Source organism: Caulobacter sp. BK020 (assembly GCF_004342605.1).
Taxonomy (GTDB): domain Bacteria; phylum Pseudomonadota; class Alphaproteobacteria; order Caulobacterales; family Caulobacteraceae; genus Caulobacter.
In genome coordinates, this window is record NZ_SLZL01000038.1 from 1 (window position 1) to 17,762 (window position 17,762).

Below are 17,762 nucleotides of genomic sequence, written 5' to 3' on the forward strand. Positions count from 1 at the left end.
CATCTACAAGCGGGGCATACGTCCAGTCGAGGAAACCATCGCCGAGGTCCAGGCCGCCGCCGCCGCGATCTCTCGCGAAATCCAGGGCGTCACCTAGGGCCTACAAGGCAATCGCGGCCACCAATACGCTCGTGAGCCTGCAGTCGCAGACTCACGACACGCCTCGCACCGGATCCGCGCTATCTAGCCGGACACATCCGCCTGATGGGATTGGATCCTGTGGCGGTCAGGAGGCCCAGGCTGTAAGGCAGATTGATGTACTCCGTGCCCGGCGCATGCGGCTCCAGGCCCTGATAGAGGAAGCGCAAGGGCCTGCACGGATCAATGGTCAGCGTCTGGTCATGGCCGCGGCGCACGAGTTCGCCGTGGGAAACACCTTCCGACCAGGCTGGCCCGTCGAAGGCGACGTTGTCCGAGCCAGCGAACGAATTCGAAGCGCTGACGGCGAGCGGTCGCCACTCGCCGTCGAGCCTGTCGCTGGTCCACGAGCGGAAGTAACGGCCGCGCGGGCCGATGGCCTCGACGGCGGTGAGGTAGGTGTTCGTGCCCGCGATCTTGTAGTGCATGCTGGCTTCGAAGATGTCGTCGCGGCCGCCGGTCAGGACGATCTTGGTGTCCGCGAAGCCCTCGGGAAAGCGGCCGATCGGCGTCTGCGACCGGAACAGGTGGCCGTTGTCGTCCGTGTTGAAGAGATGGCAGTTGACGTCGTCGCAGATGACCCAGAAATCGAGCCACGCCGCCTCGCCCGCCGCGTTCTTGACGATGGCCGGCGGTTCCGAAAAGAACGGTTTCGGCGCGCTCCAGGACATCGGGTCCTCGATGTTCGCCGTCGTCGAATAGAGCGGCGGCCCGCCCTGATAGACCAGGTACCAGAGCTTTTGCGGCGCGAAGTAGAACACCTGCGGGGCCGCGCGATAGCCGGGGCCGACGCCTGACGGCTTCAAGCTGACGACCCTGGCTTTCGGCGCTTCGGACCAGTCCTTAAAGCGGGCGTAGGCCATGTTCCACCCCTCTGGGGCGGCCGTGGTCATGAAGACGTGGTAGGAGCCGTTGAAGTAGACGACCGAAGAGTCCTTGAGGCCGGAATAGGCCTGGGCGCCCGCGTTCGAAGGGGTGATCAAGGGCGCGGACGAGCGCCATTCGAACAATCCCTTCGCCCCCGTATCGGCCTGAGCCTGTGTCGCACTCGCCGCGGAGACGGCGCCGAGAAAGGCGGCCGCGACGCATGCCCAAGTCCTGTATTTGGTGATCGCCATGGCGTCAGTCCTGTTTGAATCGAAAGGGAAGTTGGATCGGACGCGGCCGGTCAGTTCGACGTCCGCAAGCGAGGCCCGGCCATCAGCTTGCCGCCCAGCCACCGCCGCGCCGGCTCGTCGTAGAGCTTGAGACAGGCATAGGCGATCGTGACCGCGGCCACGAACACCCCTGCCCCGAGCAACGCGCCCTGCCCGGCTGGGATCTTCTTGTCCACCACCCAGCCGGTGTAGATGTAGATCAGCGGGTAGTGGGTGATGTAGAGCGGATAGGACAGGTCGCCGAAGAACCGGGCGATCCGTATAGACGGGCCGTCCGCGCCCTTTTCCCCCGCCCCGATCAGGACGATCAGCGGAAACAGCGCGATCACGCAGAACGCCTCGTAGAGGCCGTTGACCCACAGCCGCTCGGTTCCACCGAAGCGCGGAAGCGTCAGCGTCGCGACCAGCAGGAGGCTGCAGACGGCGAAGGCGCCGCCGATCTTGATCCGCCTGCCCAGCCGCATCAGCAGCACGCCGGCCAAGAACGGGAACAGCACGCGCGTGAGACCGATGCGGACGCCACCGGCGTCCAGCGCCCAGCCGCCGATGACGTCGCCGCGCGGGCCCAACACCAGCAGATGGACAAGCGCCAGGGCCGCGAGCCCCACAAGGACGCCGAGCACGCGGTTCGACAGCTTCCGCAGCCCCGTCGCGTAGAGGATGTTAGCGACATACTCGTAGAACAGCGACCAGGCGGGCCCGTTGAGCGGATAGATCTCGGTCCATCCGCGGATCTCGGCCGAGGGCGTCAGTGGGATCATCAGGCAGCCCAGCAGCATGACGCCCACGATCTGCCAGGTCGAAGCCGCCTCCAGCTTGGGGAAGATGGAGAAGTGCTGGAAGCCGACCAGGGCCGCGCCGATCAGGCTGCCCATGATGATCATCGGCTGGAGCCGGACCAGGCGGCGTTTGTAAAACCCCCACGGGCTCATGCCCGCCGCCCAGCGGTCGTCATAGGCATAGGCGATCACGAACCCCGACAGCAGGAAAAAGAAATCGACCGCCAGATAGCCGTGGTTGACGATCTGCTTCTGGGGGTCACCGCCCGTATAGGCTTCGAACAGATGGAAGACGACCACCATCAGGGACGCGACGCCGCGCAGGCCGTCCAGGACGACGTAGTGGCTCTTCGCGGGCGTGACGGCGTCGGTCGACGTCGCCGCGTCTGATGAAGATTTGGCGAGCAACGAGGTCTGCTGAGTCATGGCCTTCCCCAAGGCGGCGCGCCGGTGGCGCTGAACGGCGGTTGTCGATCTCGCCGACGCTATCGGCGGCGTCCCCTTCGATCTGAACCAGACGAAGGGGACGATCCGACCCTAGTGAACGGCCTTGATGACGATCGCGGCCCCGCCCCCTGCGCTCAGGGGAATATCGAGGACGTCACGACCGGAAACCGACTTGACGACATGCTCGACGTCATTGGGCCCGGCGCCGTCCCGCCAGATCTCGGCCTTGAACCTCCCTCCCCCCAGGAAGGCGAGCGGTATGGCGACGGTGCGCGCCTGTTCATTGGTCATGGCGCCGACGTACCAGGTCTCGCCCTCGCGGCGCGCAACCACGACATGACTTTCCGGCGTTCCGTCGACGAAGCGGGTCTCGTCCCAGGCGGTGGGAACCGCCTTGAGAAAATCAAAGCCCGGCGCGTTCTCATAGGCCGCGGGGTCGTCGGAGATCATCTGCAGCGGGCTGTCGAACACCACGTACTGGGCCAGGGCCTGACCGCGAGTCGTGCGGGTCATCGGCATGATCTCCCGGGCGACATAGGTCTCGGGCGTGCTGTTGTGGAAGCCGCCCGGCGTGTAGTCCATGGGCCCCAGCAGCATGCGGGTATAGGCCAGCTTGACGTTGTGCCCAGGCGTGACCTGTCCCCAGCTGAACTTGTTGTACTCCAGCCCCATCACGCCTTCCTGGGTGATGTAGTTGGGATAGGTGCGGGCCAGGCCGGCCGGTGGGAAGGCGCCGTGCATGTCCAGGAGCATGTGACGCTTGGCCGTTTCCTGGGCCAGGCGGACGTAGAACTGGACCATGTCCTGGTCGTCCCGCTCCATGAAGTCGACCTTCACGCCCTTGATCCCCCAGCGCTGGTAGGTATCGAGGACCTCTTGCATCCTGGGTTCGACATGCTTCCAGTGAGCCCACAGAATGAGGCCCACGCCCTTTGAGTCCGCGTATTTCACGAGAGCCGGCATATCGATCGCCGGATTGCTCTGGGTGATGTCCGTCTTCGGGTCCGCGTCGCAGCACGGCGTGGCGTTGAGGGGCCATCCCGCGTCGATCAGAAAATAGGGAAAGCCGGACTCGGCCGCGAAATCGATGAAGCGGCGGAACCGCTCCATTGTCGGCTTCTCGCCCGCCGTGGGCCCCGACCACCAGTCCCAGGCCGCCTTGCCGGGCTTCACCCACGAAAAATCGCCGCTAGCCTGTGTCGCCAGATTTCCGATCAACGGCGACTCGATCAGGTCGCCGACGCGGTCGCCCATCATGACCACTCGCCAGGCGCTGGTCAGGCCGGCGGCGGAGTCGACGGCGACATCGTTGCGGTCCCGACGAGGCGAAACCCTGACCTTCAGCCCGCCTTCGACCGGAACCAGGCTCGAACTCGCATAGGCTTCAATCCCCGACTGCGCGATCGCGTAGTGGGTGCGACCGGACACGGACGAACAGACCAGCGGAACATCATAGAGCTTGGCCTTGTCCAGCTCCGAGACCTTCTTCAAAACCCACGAGTTCTCGTGGGAGCCCGAATATTCCGTGACTTCGCAGGAGGGATCGCCTGGAAGGTTGTAGCCCGTTCTTTCTCCCTTGAGTGTGACCGGGGCGTCCTTGGGCAGTAGGTAGCGAAACGCGACCCCCTCATCGGCGGCTCGCGCTTCCACCGAAAGCGTGCGGCGGGCGCCGGCCTTCTCGCGGAAGGTGACGATCGCGCCATTGTGCCAGTCCCGGGCCGTCTTGGCCTTGGTCGCCGTCAGCGGAATGTCGCGCCGCTGGCTTTGCCTCTTTACGTCGATGACCTCCAGGGTCGAGAAGTCGGGCGCGCCGGCCAGTTCCAGGCCCATCGGAGACGCCGAAACGATCGGTTCGCCCTTGCGGTAGATCGAATAGCTCGCGCCGTCGGGCGCTATCCTGATCTCCGTTTTCTTGTCTGGCGAGGCCACGACGATCTGCGATACGGCCAGCGCCATCACGATATTGAACAATGGAAAACTCCCTCTGGAGAACACGAGAGGCGAAGGGACCGCTGGCGGCGCGTCCGTCGCCGTTATTGCAACAGTTCGACCCCATAGGGTTCGAGGTCGATCTTTCCGGCAAAGGTCTTGTGTGAAAGCACGCCCGATCTCGAACCCGGGAAGGTCACGGTCGCGGGAGCGTTGTTGGTGTTCACATACATCGTCCGCCCGTCGACCACGCGGGCGACGACGCCCTTGGGCGTCTCCGGCCCCCGCTCGATCCCGAGCTGGGGATAGAGCGACCGCAGCAAGGGGCCGATGAGGCCGGGCTGCGCCGCTGTGGCGACATAGATGGCCTGGCCCTTGCCGAACCGGTTGATCGAGATCGCCGCGCTCTTGGCCGGCGTGTTCTCGAAGGTCGCCAGGGGTTTGGCCGCGCCGAGCTCAAGCACTTCATAGTAGCTGTCGGCGCCAGTCAGGGTTTCGCCGTTGAACTGAACCTTCAGCGGTTCCCAGTGCCGGTAGAAAGCGTTGGTGCGCAGGCCGAAGACATCGGCCAAGCGTCCCGGCAACGGCGTCTCGAACCATTTGCCGGTTTCATCGACCTTCGCGGAATAGCCCGTCATGATCGCCGTGCCGCCCTTGGCGACATAGTCGCGCACTGCCGCGGCCGTCTTCTCGTCCATGACATAGGCGCTCGACAGGACGATCAACTTATACTTGTCGAGCTGGTCGTGTCCGAAATCGATCACCGCGGCGTCGATATTGTCCTCGAAGAACGGCTGGTAGGCCGCCTTCACCTGTTCCGTATAATCGCCCTTGAAATACTCCTGCATCGTATTGGGGCCCGGTGGCGGCTTGGTCAGCCACATGGTGTCGAACGAATAGTTGACCGCGACCTGGGGCTGGCGGTCGCGCGGAAAGCCCAAGGTCTTCAGAGTCTGGAATTCCTTCGCGATCTGGCCGAACTCGTCGACCCTCCACGAGGGGCGTCCGTCGTGATCGACCAGGCCGAACAGCGCCTGCTCCTCGCCGCCGATATGCGAGTTGAACGTCCAGGCCAGGAAGGTCTGGCCGTAGTAGAGCAGCCCGAAATAGGCCCACATGCGCGATCGACCAGGGTCGCCATAATAGCCGCCGCCGCCCGCCGTGAACTCGTTGAACCAGACCGGGGTCTCATGTGCGGCCCTGTTCATCATCACTTCGAAGCCCGCCCCCAGGGCCTCGCCAGGATAGAAGCCCTGGGCGCCATAGGTCGAAACCTGGTCCCATGAGCGAAGATAGTCGAACCCCTTGCCCCAGGCCGTGGGCCAAAAATTCGAGGCGACCGGCAGGTTCGGCGCATACTGCTTGCGGACCGCTTCCAGGTCCTTGAGCGCCCCGATCGAGTCGTCGGACCAGTAGCGGCGCAGGTCCAGATAGCGCTCGTTCGGTCCGGGGCCGCGGATATAGGGCAGGTCGACCTCGTCCCAGTTGTTGACCCGCCGCGACCAGCGCTGCGTCGCCCAGGCCTTGTTCAGCGCCTCGATGGTTCCGTACTTCTTCTGCAGCCAGACGACGAAGCGTTCGCGATCAGCCGGCGAATATGAGACCTGGCCGTTGCCGATCTCGTTGTCGTAGCCGACCGCGATCACCGCGGGATTGTGCGCATAGCGCTCCATCATTTTCTGGCCGAGCCGCTTGGCCAGACGGCGATAGTCCGGATCGCTGATATTGTCCCAGTAGCGCGTGGCCGCGTTCAGCCGAACGCCGTCCTGGTTGACGATGTCGACGCCGGGATAGTGCTTGTGCAGCCAGATCGGGGCCGGCTGGCCCGGTATGTCGATGAGGACCTTGATGCCTGCCGCATGCATCTGGGCGATGACCTGGTCGAACCATTCGAACGTGAAGCGCCCCTCCTCCGGTTCGAAGGAATCCCACGACAGGTCGCCCATGCGCACCAGGTTGAACCCTGCCGCCTTCATGATCGCGATGTCCTGGCGGATCTGCTCGGGGGACCGGTCGATCGGCTGGTAGCAGGTCCCGACGAACAGTTGCCCCTTCCCCGGCCACTCGGGGTGTCCCGCGGCGCTTTGCGCCTGGGCGGGCGACGGCTGGACGACCGGCGCAAGGCCGGCCGCCAGCATCAAGGCCAGGGCGACGCCCGCCAGTCGGGTTGAACGATGTCCCACGTCTGAGTCCTTCGAATTGGAGACTTGCAGCTAGAGGCCCGCGGGCCGTCTCAGGCGAAGTTGATCTTGAAGACGCTGGCGTGACGCGTCGGCGCGCGCGGCGGGACGTCGATCGTCAGCGCGCGGTCGTCTTGGCGGAACTTGAGCGCCCCGCGAACGCCCAGCATTTCGACCCGCGCGACGCGCCGACGCTCGTGGGGATTGTCCTTGGCCAGCGCGGTGATCTCGGTGACGCCCGACGGCTCGCCCAGCGTGATCGCATAAAGCGTATCGCCCTTGGTCGTGAAGCGGATGTCCCGAGCCGTATAGGCCGCGCTCTCTTGGAACGCCCCGTCCGCGGTCTCGGTGGGGCCCTCGCCGAACACCTTCCAGGGCCGTGTCCCGTGGATGGCCTGGGCGTTGACCGCCATCCACGGCGCCAGTTCTTCCAGGAGAAGCTGCGACTCCGGAGGCAGGCTGCCGTCCGGATACTGCACGACGTTCAGCAACAGGTTGCCGTTCTTGCTGGCGATGTCGGCCAGCATGGCGACGACTTCCGACGTGGTCTTGTACTTGAAGCCGTCGCTGTAGAACCAATCCCCGTTCGAGGTGTCGGTCTGCCAAGGCAGCGGGTTGATGCCCTTGAGGACCCCGCGCTCCACGTCCTGGACACAGGCTTCCTTGTAAAACTCGCCGGAGCCGAAGTCCTTGCAGTTATAGACCGCGTCCACGCGCCCCGCGCGCGCGACGCTGCCGTTGTAGAGGTGGGCGACGAGGCTTCGGCCGACCACGCCGAACGGCAGCCCGCCGTCCGAATACAGAAGATCCGGCTCATAGGTGTCGATCAGGTCGCGCATGCGGTCGAACCAGATCTGATGGAACCGCGGGTCCTTCGTGTACCAGGTGTCGGCGCCGCCCTTGTAAGGCTCGTTGTGCGGCGGATGGTAGAGATCGACGTATCGCGGATCAGCGCCGTCGTAGGGTACGCCCAACTCGGGCCAGGTCTGGTTGTAGAGGTGACTGGGATAGTACCAGTTGTGGCTGGCGCCCAGATGCTCGGACACCCCGAACCGGATCTTGCGCTTGCGCGCGGCCGCCCGCCAGGCGCCGACAATGTCGCGCTTGGGCCCCATGGCCGTGGCGTTCCATCGGTGGTGCTTGGAGTTCCACAGGTCGAAGTTGTCGTGGTGCACGCCCATGCTGACGAAGTACTTCGCGCCGGCGGCGGCGTACTTGTCCATCAGACCCTCGGGATCGAACTTCTCCGCCGTCCACAGCGGGATGATGTCCTTGTAGCCCGACTTGGAAGGCTGGCCGTAGGTCTTGACGTGATGGTCGTAGTGCGGATGTCCGGGGACGTACATGTTCCGCGCGTACCAGTCGCCCTGGCGCGGCACGGCCTGGGGGCCCCAGTGCGACCAGATCCCGAACTTGGCGTCACGGAACCAGTCGGGCGCCTGGTAGGTCTTCAGGGAGTCGGGTTCCGGGCGGAACGGACCGTTGGCCACGGGCAGCCGATAGTCCGGCGCCGGCGGCTTGGCGCAGGCGTCGGCCGAAGGCTCGTCCTTGGCCTGTGCGGCTCCCGCCAGGCCCAGCGCCGCGAGGGCCGGAACCCCCAGGAAGGCTCGCTTGTTCAACGTCACCATGTAAAACTCCCCAATCTTCAATACTTTTGTTAGAGCGAGATCTAATGATCTCCAATTCAACAACCGAAACGCCTGTTATCTTCCATCGAAGCGAAGCACGCGCCCAAAGAACGGCAGAACGTTATTCTGGAAACGACTGGCGACGGCGCTGCCGTGATCCCCACTATAGATTTCGAAGGTGTTCTCAACACCTGAGGCGGTCATGCGCTCGTGCAACGCCTTGGCGTCGACGCGCAGCCCGTCCCGGTCGCCGACGTCGATGGCGATCGCCTGGTATCGTCGGAGGTTGAAGACGTACTGATCGAGCATGCTCAGAGGCGCGTTGGCGGCCCAGCGCGCCAGCACCGACGGGTCGACGACCCCGTTCGACGTCGGCAGATCCGCATAGAACGGCGGCTTCTTCGGGTTCGGCGACCAGGCGGCGGCGACCGCGAAAGTCGCGCGCGGCAGGAAGTCGAGCTTGGTCGCCTCCTCTCGGGTTTTGACAGCCTCGACGATCGCGGCCGCCGGGGCCGGCGGTGCATCGCGCGCCGAGAGACAGCACGGGCTCATGATGTAGAGCGCGCCAAAGGTCTCGGGGTGCTTCATGCCGAGACGCGTTGCGCCGTAGCCGCCCATGGAGTGACCGGCCAGACCCCGGCTCAGGCGATCGGGGATGGTGCGGTAGTGGGCGTCGACATAGGCGACCAGGTCGCGGGTGATGAAGCCCTCCCAATCCCCGATCGTCACCGAGCTTGAGTACATGGAGCCGTTGTGCAGGGTCTGGGTGTCCGGCAGAACGACGATCACCTCGGGCGCTCCCGAGGCGAAGGCGCCCTCGATGGTCCGCGGCGCCTGCAGCAAGCCCGCGAAGCCGTCGACGGTCAGGGCGTAGCCATGCAGCGCGTAGACGACCGGGTAGCGGCGCGTCGGATTGGCGGCATAGCTCGGCGGGAGATAGACCACGACATCCCGGTCGACCGCCTCGCCTTCGAGATTGCCTTCCAGGGCCGCGCCATGAACCTTGATGCGGTCGATGGTCACCGACTTCGCGCTTTCCGCGATCGGCGCTGCGGGAGTAGGCGCCGAGGCCGCCTGCGATTCAGCGCCCAGCGCCGCCAATAGAAAGGCCGCCGCCACGCCGGCCCAACCGGTTTTCACACGCATTTCCGCTTCCCTCAATTCGGATTGCCGACAGGAATGATCGCCGCGCCCTGGGCCGATCCGAACTTGATGCGGAGGACCTGCTTGCGATCGACCAGGTTGAGGCCGTAGTCGGTCTGGTCGCCGTTCCAGACGCGCCGGAAGATCCACTTTCCGTTCTCGAACCGGCCCTCTTCCACGCGCAGCATCTGCCCGCTTCCGGGCTGGGTTCCGTCGAACCGCACCCGCGTGTTGAATCCCGTCAGCAGGTAGTCGCCGGGCCCGAGCTCGGCGATCGCCGCCCCGCCCGTCGGCTGGGGATTGCCCGTCGGCTTGTCCGTCCCGAACTGCCACTGGCCGAAGGTGGCGGTGGCGCGGTAGGGCCCAAGCTCCATGACCTGGGTGTGGTTGGCCTTCGGATCGGTCGGTTCGGACACGCCCCAGACCTTGCCGGCGAACGCCAGGGCCGCCCATTCGCGCATCATCGGCTCGAAAACGGTGTAGTTGCGGGCGAACAGCTCCAGCTTGGCGTCGTCCAGATCCTTGGCCCCGAGCGGGTAGTTGTAATAGCCGGTGTCGTCCATGCCGAACGGCGAGAAGCCGATGGCGCCCTTGCCGATGGTTGCGAAGAAGTAGCGGGCGAACTCGGTGTCGTTGCCGGTCTCGGGGACGAACAGCGCGTTGTCCGCGCGGGCGTAGTAGCCGAGATAGGCCGTGTAGGCCGCATGGTCGCGCGTATAGATGTCGGGGGCGACGATATCGATCGACGGGGCCGCGGCCTTATAGACGTCGATCACATGGTGCACCGGTCCGCCGCTGGCATAGGTCGCGGCCGGCTGCCGGCCGAAGGCCGAAGCCAGGGCGGCGTTCATGTACATCGGCAGCGGCTTGACGGCCTTGCCCGCCTTGGCGATCTCTTCGACATAGGCGGCGATCGACCAGGCGTTGAAGTACTCGTCGGCGTCGTCGCCGAAGACCTCTTTCCAGCTGCCCGGCGACTTGCCCATGCGCTTGAGCAGGGCTGCCGGGACCGGACCGTTGAACAGCTTCTGGGCCGCGGGCGAGAAGTCCCGGACGCTGCCATACGAGCCGACCTCGTTCTCCGGCTGGATCATGATGATCGTGTTCTGCGGGTCGATCTGCTTGATGTGCTCCATCAGCTTGACGAAGGCGCGCTTGTCGGCCTCGAGGGTGGTCCGGCTGTGCGGCGACAGGACATAGTGAGGCTGGCCGCTGGCGGTGATCATCTTAGGGAAGCGCTTGCCGTCCAGCTTGACCCACTCGGGGACGTAGGCCGGCCCGGTGTTCTTCCAGGTGCCGAACCACAACAGGACCAGCCGCACCTTGTTGGCGCGGGCCTGCTCCACCAGCGTATCGACGAACGAGAAGTCGAATTGCCCCTCCTTCGGCTCGACCTGTTCCCAGGCGACGGGCACCTCGACCGTGTTGGCGTGGATGCGTTTGATCGTCGGCCACACCTCGGGCAAGACGTCCGGGTAGTTGCTGCTGTTGTTGACCTGGGCGCCGAGGATCAGGAACGGAGCCCCATCGACGAACAGAGCGTGGCGACCGTCGCGGGTCACGACGCGGGGAACGGGATTGGCCGCCTGGACGTCGGCGGCTGTCGCCGCCCCGCCGCCCAGAGACAGGACAAGCGCCGCCAGCCCCCCCGCGAAACACGGCGTCCGGCCGCCAAAAAACGAAGTCCGCATGCTTAGAACAACTCCATGGCCGCCGGAACGGCAGGATCGGTGCAAAGGGTGGCGTCGCCGCACGAGGCTCATTCGCGCTCCTCGGCGATCACGGCCGCGCCCATGCCAAAAGTCTTGCCCGGCAAGACGGTCATCAACACCGCCACCGTTCGCTCGCCTTCCTTGGCGGGCAACGCCGCGGTCAGCGGGCCTGGCGCGGCGTCGGTCTTGGCCGCGACCTTGACGCCGTCGACATAGACCTCGGCCGGACCGGTCAGGCTGCCGAACACCAGTTTCCCGCCGGCCCGCCGCACCGTTCCTCGCGGCGTGAAGGCCGCGCGGTAGAGCACGAAGCCGCCCTCGGGGTCGGCGTCCTGCAGCGCGCCGGGATTGGCCCAACCCCAGGAGTTCATGTCGTTGTCGGCCGGCTTGGTCGACGCGTCGGGACGAACCCGGGCGATCGGGGACAGGCGCCAGTCGGACAGGATCGAGACGGGGGGCGTCCGCGGCTCGGCCGGTCGTGTCCCTGGCTGGATGGACAGCTGGGTTTGCGCGGCCTTCAAGCCGGGCGCCGAAGCCGTGAGGCGCAGGACGCCGCTGGAGTCGCGGTCGCTCTGGACGATCACCTGGGCCAGGCCGTTGAACAGGCTCCGCGCGTTTCCCTTTTCAGGCTCGTGGCAGTTGGGGTCGCCGTTGCCCAGGCCGATGATCCGTCCATTGGTGATCTCGAAGGTCACCGGCAGATTGGCCGTGGGGACCGGCCGTCCGGCCCTGTCCAGGGCTTCGACAGTGATCGGCGCGGCGTCGGCGCCGTCGCCGGTCAGGACGGTGCGATCCGGCGTCAGGCGTAGAGCAACCGGCGGGCCGGCGGTCTCGACCACCGCCTTCGACACCGGCCGGCCGCCGACATAGCCGATCGCTTCCAATCGCCCAGGCGCATAGGGCACGGTCCAGGAGGGCATGACATAGGGATCGACCGCCTGGCGCGAGATCAGCCGCCCGTTAAGACGCAGCTCGACCGCCTCGGCATTGGTCAGGGCCATCACCTTGATCGGCTGGCCTTCCCTGCCCGGCCAGGTCCAGTGCGGCGCCAGGTCGAGAAGCGGGCGGTCCTTGATCCACTGCGCCCGGTGCAGGAAGAACGCCATCTTCGGGAAGCCGCACAGGTCCATGGCCCCGAAGAACGAGCTGGCCGAGGGCCATTCGAACGGCGTGGGCTCGCCGCGATAGTCGATGCCCGTCCACACAAAGGCGCCGGCCACGAACGGGCGCTTGGCGATCTCCTCCCAGGCCTTGCGGTGGGTGTTGCCCCAGGACGACGGCTCCTCGTCGTTCTCCGCCAGGATGTTGCGCGAGCGGTCAGTGAACCACTCGCCGCGGGTCATGAAGGCGGAAGTGTCCTCCGAGCTCATCAGCGGCAGGTTGGGGTGCTCGGCGTGAAACCGGTCGTACTTGTCGGGCTGGTAGTTGAAGCCAACCACGTCGACGGCTTGCGAGACGTTGATCGGGTTGAACATGCCGAAGTTCATCGCGGCGGTGACGGGGCGGCTGTCGTCCAGGCGCTTGACGGCGGCGGCCATGCGCCGAACCATCTGGTAGCCCGCCTCGGTGCCCTGCATGGGCTCCTCGTTGAACACCGACCAGAGGAAGATGCTGGGGTGGTTGCGGTCGCGGCGGATCAACCACTCCAGCTGCCGCATGTAGTCGGGGCTGGGATTGAAGTTACGGTTCTCGTCCAGGATCAGGACGCCCAGGCGGTCGGCCGCCTCCAGCATCTCCGGGGCCGGGGCGTTGTGAGCGCAGCGGACGGCGTTGGCGCCCATGGCCTTGATGCGGCGCAGCCGGAAGTCCCACAGGCTGTCGGGCACGGCGACGCCGACCCCGGCATGGTCCTGGTGGAGGCAAACGCCTTGGATCTTCAGCGGCCGGTCGTTGAGGAAGAACCCCTGGGCGGCGTCGAAGCGCAGCTTGCGGAAACCGGTCGAGGTGACCGCCTCGTCGACCAACTGACCGGCCCGCCAGATGCGGGTGCGCACCGTGTAGAGCGCCGGATCGTCGATCGACCACAGGCGCGGGGCGGCGACATCGAGGACGAGACGGGCCTCCCCCTGGTCCAGCGACGGCGCCTCGGCGGCCACCCGGCCCGCCCCGACCACCTTGCCCCAGGGGTCGACCAACTGGGCCTCGACCTCGACCGCCTCGGCCTTGGACCCGATGTTGCCCAGGGTAGCGACGACCGGCAGGGTCCAGCGCCCCTCCCCGTCCCGTCGCGGATCGGCGTGGACGCCGTCGTCGACGATGTGCACGGCCGCGCGCTTGGTCAGCCAGACGTGACGATAGATGCCGCCGCCCTCGTACCACCAGCCTTCCATCGGGTCGGCGTCGACCCGCACGACGATGCTGTTGAGCTCGTCGCCGTAGCGGGCGAACGGGGTGATGTCGATCTGCAGGGCGTTATAGCCGCTCCAGTTATGCGCCACGACGCTGCCGTTGAACCAGACCGTCGCATGGGTGGCGATGGCCCCGAATTCGATGGAGAGATGCTTGCCGCGATCGGCGGGATCCAGCCGCAGGGCGCGGCGATACCAGGCCTTGCCGCGCGGCCGATAGCCCTGGGAGAGATTCTCGTCCTTGTCGAACGGCCCTTCGACCACCCAGTCGTGCGGCAGGTCGAGCTCACGCCAATCGCTGTCGTCGTATTCGGGCGAGGCCGCGCCCTGGGCGACGCCGGCCTTGGCGTTGGCGTAGGACCAGCCGTGCCCCCTGATCTTGGGAAACGGTATGTCGCCCAGATGGAAGCGCCAGCCCTGGTCCAGCGACAGCCGCTCGCCGGGCACCTTGAGCTGCGGCCTGGGATAGGATCGCTCGGTGGTCGCGACGCCTGCCCAGCCCAAGGCGGGCGAGGCGCCAGCCAGGGCGATAGCCGAACTCGCCCAGAGGAACCGCCGACGATCCATGCTCATGTTACTCATCTCGGATTTTCCGGCCATCAGCCGATCACGTCGCGCATGGCGGCGGCCGCGGCGGCCTCGTCACCATTCTGGATCGCGGCGAAGGCCCGGCGCATGGCCTTTAACCGCGCCGTCGCTGAGCCGTGTCCACAGCGGGCGTCAAACAGCAGTTGAGCCTCGATCAGGCCCGACAGGGAACGCAACACCGGTCGGTCCGACGCCGCGCAGACGGTCAACCTGAAGGCGCGCTGGAGGGCGCGGGCTCCGGCGTCGGACGGCTCCATGGCAAGATCGTCCAGGCATTGCTGCAAGGTCTCCAGGTCGTCGACCGAACGCCGCTTGGCCGCGCGGCGCGCCGCCTCGCACTCCAGACCCAGGCACATCGCGCGCAGGTCTTCGCCAAACACGGGATTGCCGCCCGCGCCCAGGCGCCATCTCAGGACATCCCGGTCAAAATGACTCCAGTGCTCGGCTCGGCGGACCGTGGCGCCGACCCGCGTCTTGACGCTCAGGAACCCTTTCGCGGTCAGGCCGCGAATAACCTCGCGCAGGAAAGACCGCGAGACCTGGAAACGATGCAACAGCGCCGTCTCGCTCGGAAAGCCCGTCACGTCGTAGACGCCGTCCATGATTTCCAGGGCCAGAACGCGCAGCATCTGGTCATGGGCCGAACGCGGACGCTCCAGGCCCAGGCCTGGCCAGCGGGACGATCCGCCATGCTCAGCGCTTCCATCCCGCTCAGGCGAGACCGCCGGCGCCGCCTCGGCCGTCTGACTCTTTTCGGCGCCGCGACGACCGCGCCCTGCGAGACCGCCAAGCCGATCGACGAACAACGCCTCGCCCGCCTCTTGCCCGCGTGCTCGTGCCCCCCCGCCGCGCGCCAGTTGGCCGCGCGCGGGCGGTCCAGATTCCTGATTCAAGTCAGCCATCTCCCCTTCAGCCCTCGCCGAAGCCGCGTCGCTGGGCCGATTCAGCCCGTTCGCGATGGGTTGGAAGGTTCTGATAGGCGTAGGCGGCCTGCTGGCGAATATCTTCGAACGCTGGACGCGCTCTGTTGAAGTCGCGACAGGCGTCAGCCTTGGGACTCAGGTCGGTCCGATAGCCCATGCCGTAGAGCACGTACCGCCAACTGGCCTCGGTGAAGATGTCGGCGTTCGGATCGATGTCGATCGCGTCCGGCGGCCGGAACCGCCAGCGGTCCAGTAGGTCATGCAGGCTGTCCGGAATGGTCGAGGCCTCGACATTGTTCCGCCAGAAGGCCGTGTCCCGCCGTTCGCTGATGCAATAGTGCAGCTTGATGAAGTCCAAGGCGCGCTCGTAGCGGCGACGCATCAGGTCGTTGTACCGTCGCGCGGCCGTCTCCATCTCGCCCCCCCAGGGGAACAGCGTGCCCAGCGTGACCGCCGCGACCTCGGTGAACGCGATGTCCGTCGCCTCCAGCGGTTCAAGGAAGCCGCTGGAAAGACCGATGGCGACGCAGTTCTTGCGCCAGCTGATCTCGCGATAGCCGGCCTCAAACTTGATGTGACGAATATCCAGCCCATCCCCCGCCTTGCCGACATAATCGCGGAGAACCCGCTCGGCGGTCTCGGCGTCGGTGTGATCGGACGAAAACACGTGGCCGACGCCACGCCGGCTGTTCAAGCCGACGTCCCATGTCCAGCCGGCTTCCTGGGCGGTCGAGATCGTATAGCTGGCGATCGACGCGTCCGGGCGTTCGTAGGGAACCTGCATGGCCAGGGCGCTGTCGCAAAACAGCGCCGAACGGCAGGACTTGTAGGGCGACTTCTGCGCGTGACCAATCAGCTGGGCGCGAAAGCCGGTGCAATCCACATAGAGGTCCGCCGTCATGCGTCCAGAGGCGCGCCCCAGGATCGCGGCGATCGCACCATCCTCGGTCAGCGGAACTTGATCGATGGTGTCCACCACATGCCGCACGCCAAGGCCCGTGGCGGCGTTGCGCAACACGCCGGCCAGCTTGACGGCGTCAAGGTGACAGGCATGGTTGGGCGTGGCCACGTGGTCGCCCGACAACCCGCAGTGCTGCAGATCCGGCCCCGACGGCTCCTGCGTGGCCTGGAACGGATACAGGTAGTGATCGGGCTGACCCCCGCCGGGTTCAAAGCGCCAGTGGGCGAACCGCGCGCCCTGCTTGAAGGTCGCGCTGGCTTCCCGCACCAGCGTGGCTTCGTCGATGCCGATGCGTTGCAAGGTCTTGCGAATAGTCGGAAAGACGCCCTCGCCTACCCCAAGAAAACCAATCTGCGCGGACTCCACCAAGGTGATCTCGACACCACCATGAGATTGCGCGTCCAGGGTTCGGGCCAGGTAGCCCGCCGTGAGCCAGCCCGCCGTTCCGCCGCCGACGACCAATATTCGCTTATTCAAAGCCTCCTCCAGAGAAGAAAGGGACGCCCTTCGGCTAGGGAAAGGAACAGCCGAGGAGGCCAAGAGAAGGGAGGGTTAGAACGACACTCAGGACGTCCGCGCTGCGGTTGCCGGGCAGCTCGCCAGGGGCGTCCGCGACGGCCGAGCCGACGACGACCGCTTCAAGGACCTTTGAATCTGCTCTTTTCGGCGCCTCTTGCGCCCATGCGTGCCCACTTGCCGCCAGGACGCTCGCCACCAAGGCCGATGCGCCTCGTAGCAAGATGGTCCGCCGAACGTTCCGCTTGCAAAGCAATTTTATCCCTCCTGTTCGCCTGCAAGGGTTCTCGCGCTTTTCGCGCGCCGCTCTAATCGCGGCAATCGCCCCGGAATGGCAACGCTGTCATCGTCCTTATCGACGTACCTGATCGCGGCAAATTAGCAAGCCAATTCCTCAGACAAATATATCACTAAATTCAAAATGTGACGTAATGCCGCTGACACCGGTGGCATTTCACAGGCGTGCGCGGTCCCCGTCAGAGTAAACCGTCAAGCGATCGCCCCGGTGAAAATACTTAAAATACGGGACTTTATTCAAAGGGAGATGCAAGTTCGCCCTCAGCGGCCAGCGTTTCTGGATATAGATTTCAAAGAAAATAATTAATCAGACAATTTTTGGGAGTCTCGGGCGTTGCCGGCATCATGCCCGGACAAGCTGCACTGGCGCTCACGCACCTTGGAGCAACGCGAGCCCGATGAGAAAATTTACCCCAAATTATCATACAATTTCATTTATACAAACTTTTTTATCAGTTGCAGGCCTACCGGTCGTCGGCAAGACGCTCACCGCCCGGCGACCTTGTCGTTCCCGCAAAGGCGACCGTCAGAGCGTCGCCGCAAGCGGAGGCCTGCGGTCTTCACCGCGATGCTGCATATTGCCGGCGGATGGGCGGGCCGGGGCCACCTGGTCGCGTACCCTTACCCTGGCCAAGCTATCGCCCCCTCATCGCTTAAAGCGGCCGGGTTGCAACATAGGCGGCGACCTGGTCTTAGGAGTGTAGCTGTGGCCGGCGAGCGTTCGACTTCGTATTCAGCTCGCCTGGTTCGGATTCACGGGAACGCCGCGCAGGCCATATCCGTGGAGTACGGCCATGCCACGCTGGGCGTGGGCTTGACCCGCGCCAGCCTGGCTCCGCACGGCGTTGACGGTCTCTATGAGCGTCGCCGTCGACAGCCCCAGATCAGCCGGAGCCGTGAGGCGCGCCGCGACGGCACCCGCTAGAGCGGGTTGAGGTTTAGCTGAATCGCGGGATTCCCAAATCAGCTGGCGTCTGATTCAAGATGCTGGCTGGGAAGGAGGCCAGCATGGATGG

Annotated in this window: 10 protein-coding genes; all 10 read right to left on the reverse strand. The window is 65.5% G+C overall.

Features of this window, described 5'->3' with window-relative positions; genetic code table 11:
* Nucleotides 1-179: 179 nt before the first annotated feature.
* The 10 genes from EV278_RS23645 to EV278_RS23690 all read right to left on the reverse strand — a co-directional run bounded on the left by EV278_RS23645 (nucleotide 180) and on the right by EV278_RS23690 (nucleotide 16,395).
* A complete protein-coding gene (locus EV278_RS23645) occupies nucleotides 180-1,256 on the reverse strand; it encodes a non-reducing end alpha-L-arabinofuranosidase family hydrolase (RefSeq protein ID WP_132096658.1) in 1,077 nt (358 codons plus the stop codon).
* A 50-nt stretch (nucleotides 1,257-1,306) separates the two neighbouring features.
* Complete coding sequence (locus EV278_RS23650; RefSeq protein WP_132096660.1) at nucleotides 1,307-2,500, reverse strand: acyltransferase; 1,194 nt, start codon at nucleotides 2,498-2,500, stop codon at nucleotides 1,307-1,309.
* A 111-nt stretch (nucleotides 2,501-2,611) separates the two neighbouring features.
* A complete protein-coding gene (locus tag EV278_RS23655) occupies nucleotides 2,612-4,492 on the reverse strand; it encodes a glycoside hydrolase family 97 protein (protein ID WP_132096662.1) in 1,881 nt (626 codons plus the stop codon).
* A 62-nt stretch (nucleotides 4,493-4,554) separates the two neighbouring features.
* Complete coding sequence (locus tag EV278_RS23660; RefSeq protein ID WP_132096664.1) at nucleotides 4,555-6,633, reverse strand: beta-galactosidase; 2,079 nt, start codon at nucleotides 6,631-6,633, stop codon at nucleotides 4,555-4,557.
* 50 nt (nucleotides 6,634-6,683) lie between these two features.
* The gene (locus EV278_RS23665) at nucleotides 6,684-8,258 is read right to left on the reverse strand and encodes an alpha-L-fucosidase (protein WP_132096666.1); all 1,575 of its coding nucleotides are present in this window, start codon (nucleotides 8,256-8,258) and stop codon (nucleotides 6,684-6,686) included.
* Nucleotides 8,259-8,333: 75 nt separating this feature from the next.
* The gene (locus EV278_RS23670) at nucleotides 8,334-9,404 is read right to left on the reverse strand and encodes an alpha/beta hydrolase-fold protein (RefSeq protein ID WP_132096668.1); all 1,071 of its coding nucleotides are present in this window, start codon (nucleotides 9,402-9,404) and stop codon (nucleotides 8,334-8,336) included.
* Nucleotides 9,405-9,415: 11 nt separating this feature from the next.
* The gene (locus EV278_RS23675) at nucleotides 9,416-11,092 is read right to left on the reverse strand and encodes a DUF5597 domain-containing protein (RefSeq protein WP_132096670.1); all 1,677 of its coding nucleotides are present in this window, start codon (nucleotides 11,090-11,092) and stop codon (nucleotides 9,416-9,418) included.
* A gap of 68 nt (nucleotides 11,093-11,160) precedes the next feature.
* Nucleotides 11,161-14,034 carry a beta-galactosidase GalA gene (gene galA / locus EV278_RS23680; RefSeq protein WP_243692311.1) on the reverse strand — a complete coding sequence of 958 codons (2,874 nt, stop codon included), beginning with the start codon at nucleotides 14,032-14,034 and terminating at the stop codon, nucleotides 11,161-11,163.
* 26 nt (nucleotides 14,035-14,060) lie between these two features.
* Complete coding sequence (locus EV278_RS23685; protein ID WP_132096672.1) at nucleotides 14,061-14,951, reverse strand: FCD domain-containing protein; 891 nt, start codon at nucleotides 14,949-14,951, stop codon at nucleotides 14,061-14,063.
* Between the two features lie 7 nt (nucleotides 14,952-14,958).
* Nucleotides 14,959-16,395 (reverse strand): tryptophan halogenase family protein, encoded by a 1,437-nt coding sequence (locus EV278_RS23690; protein WP_243692312.1) that lies wholly within the window; start codon nucleotides 16,393-16,395, stop codon nucleotides 14,959-14,961.
* Between the last annotated feature and the right edge of the window lie 1,367 nt (nucleotides 16,396-17,762).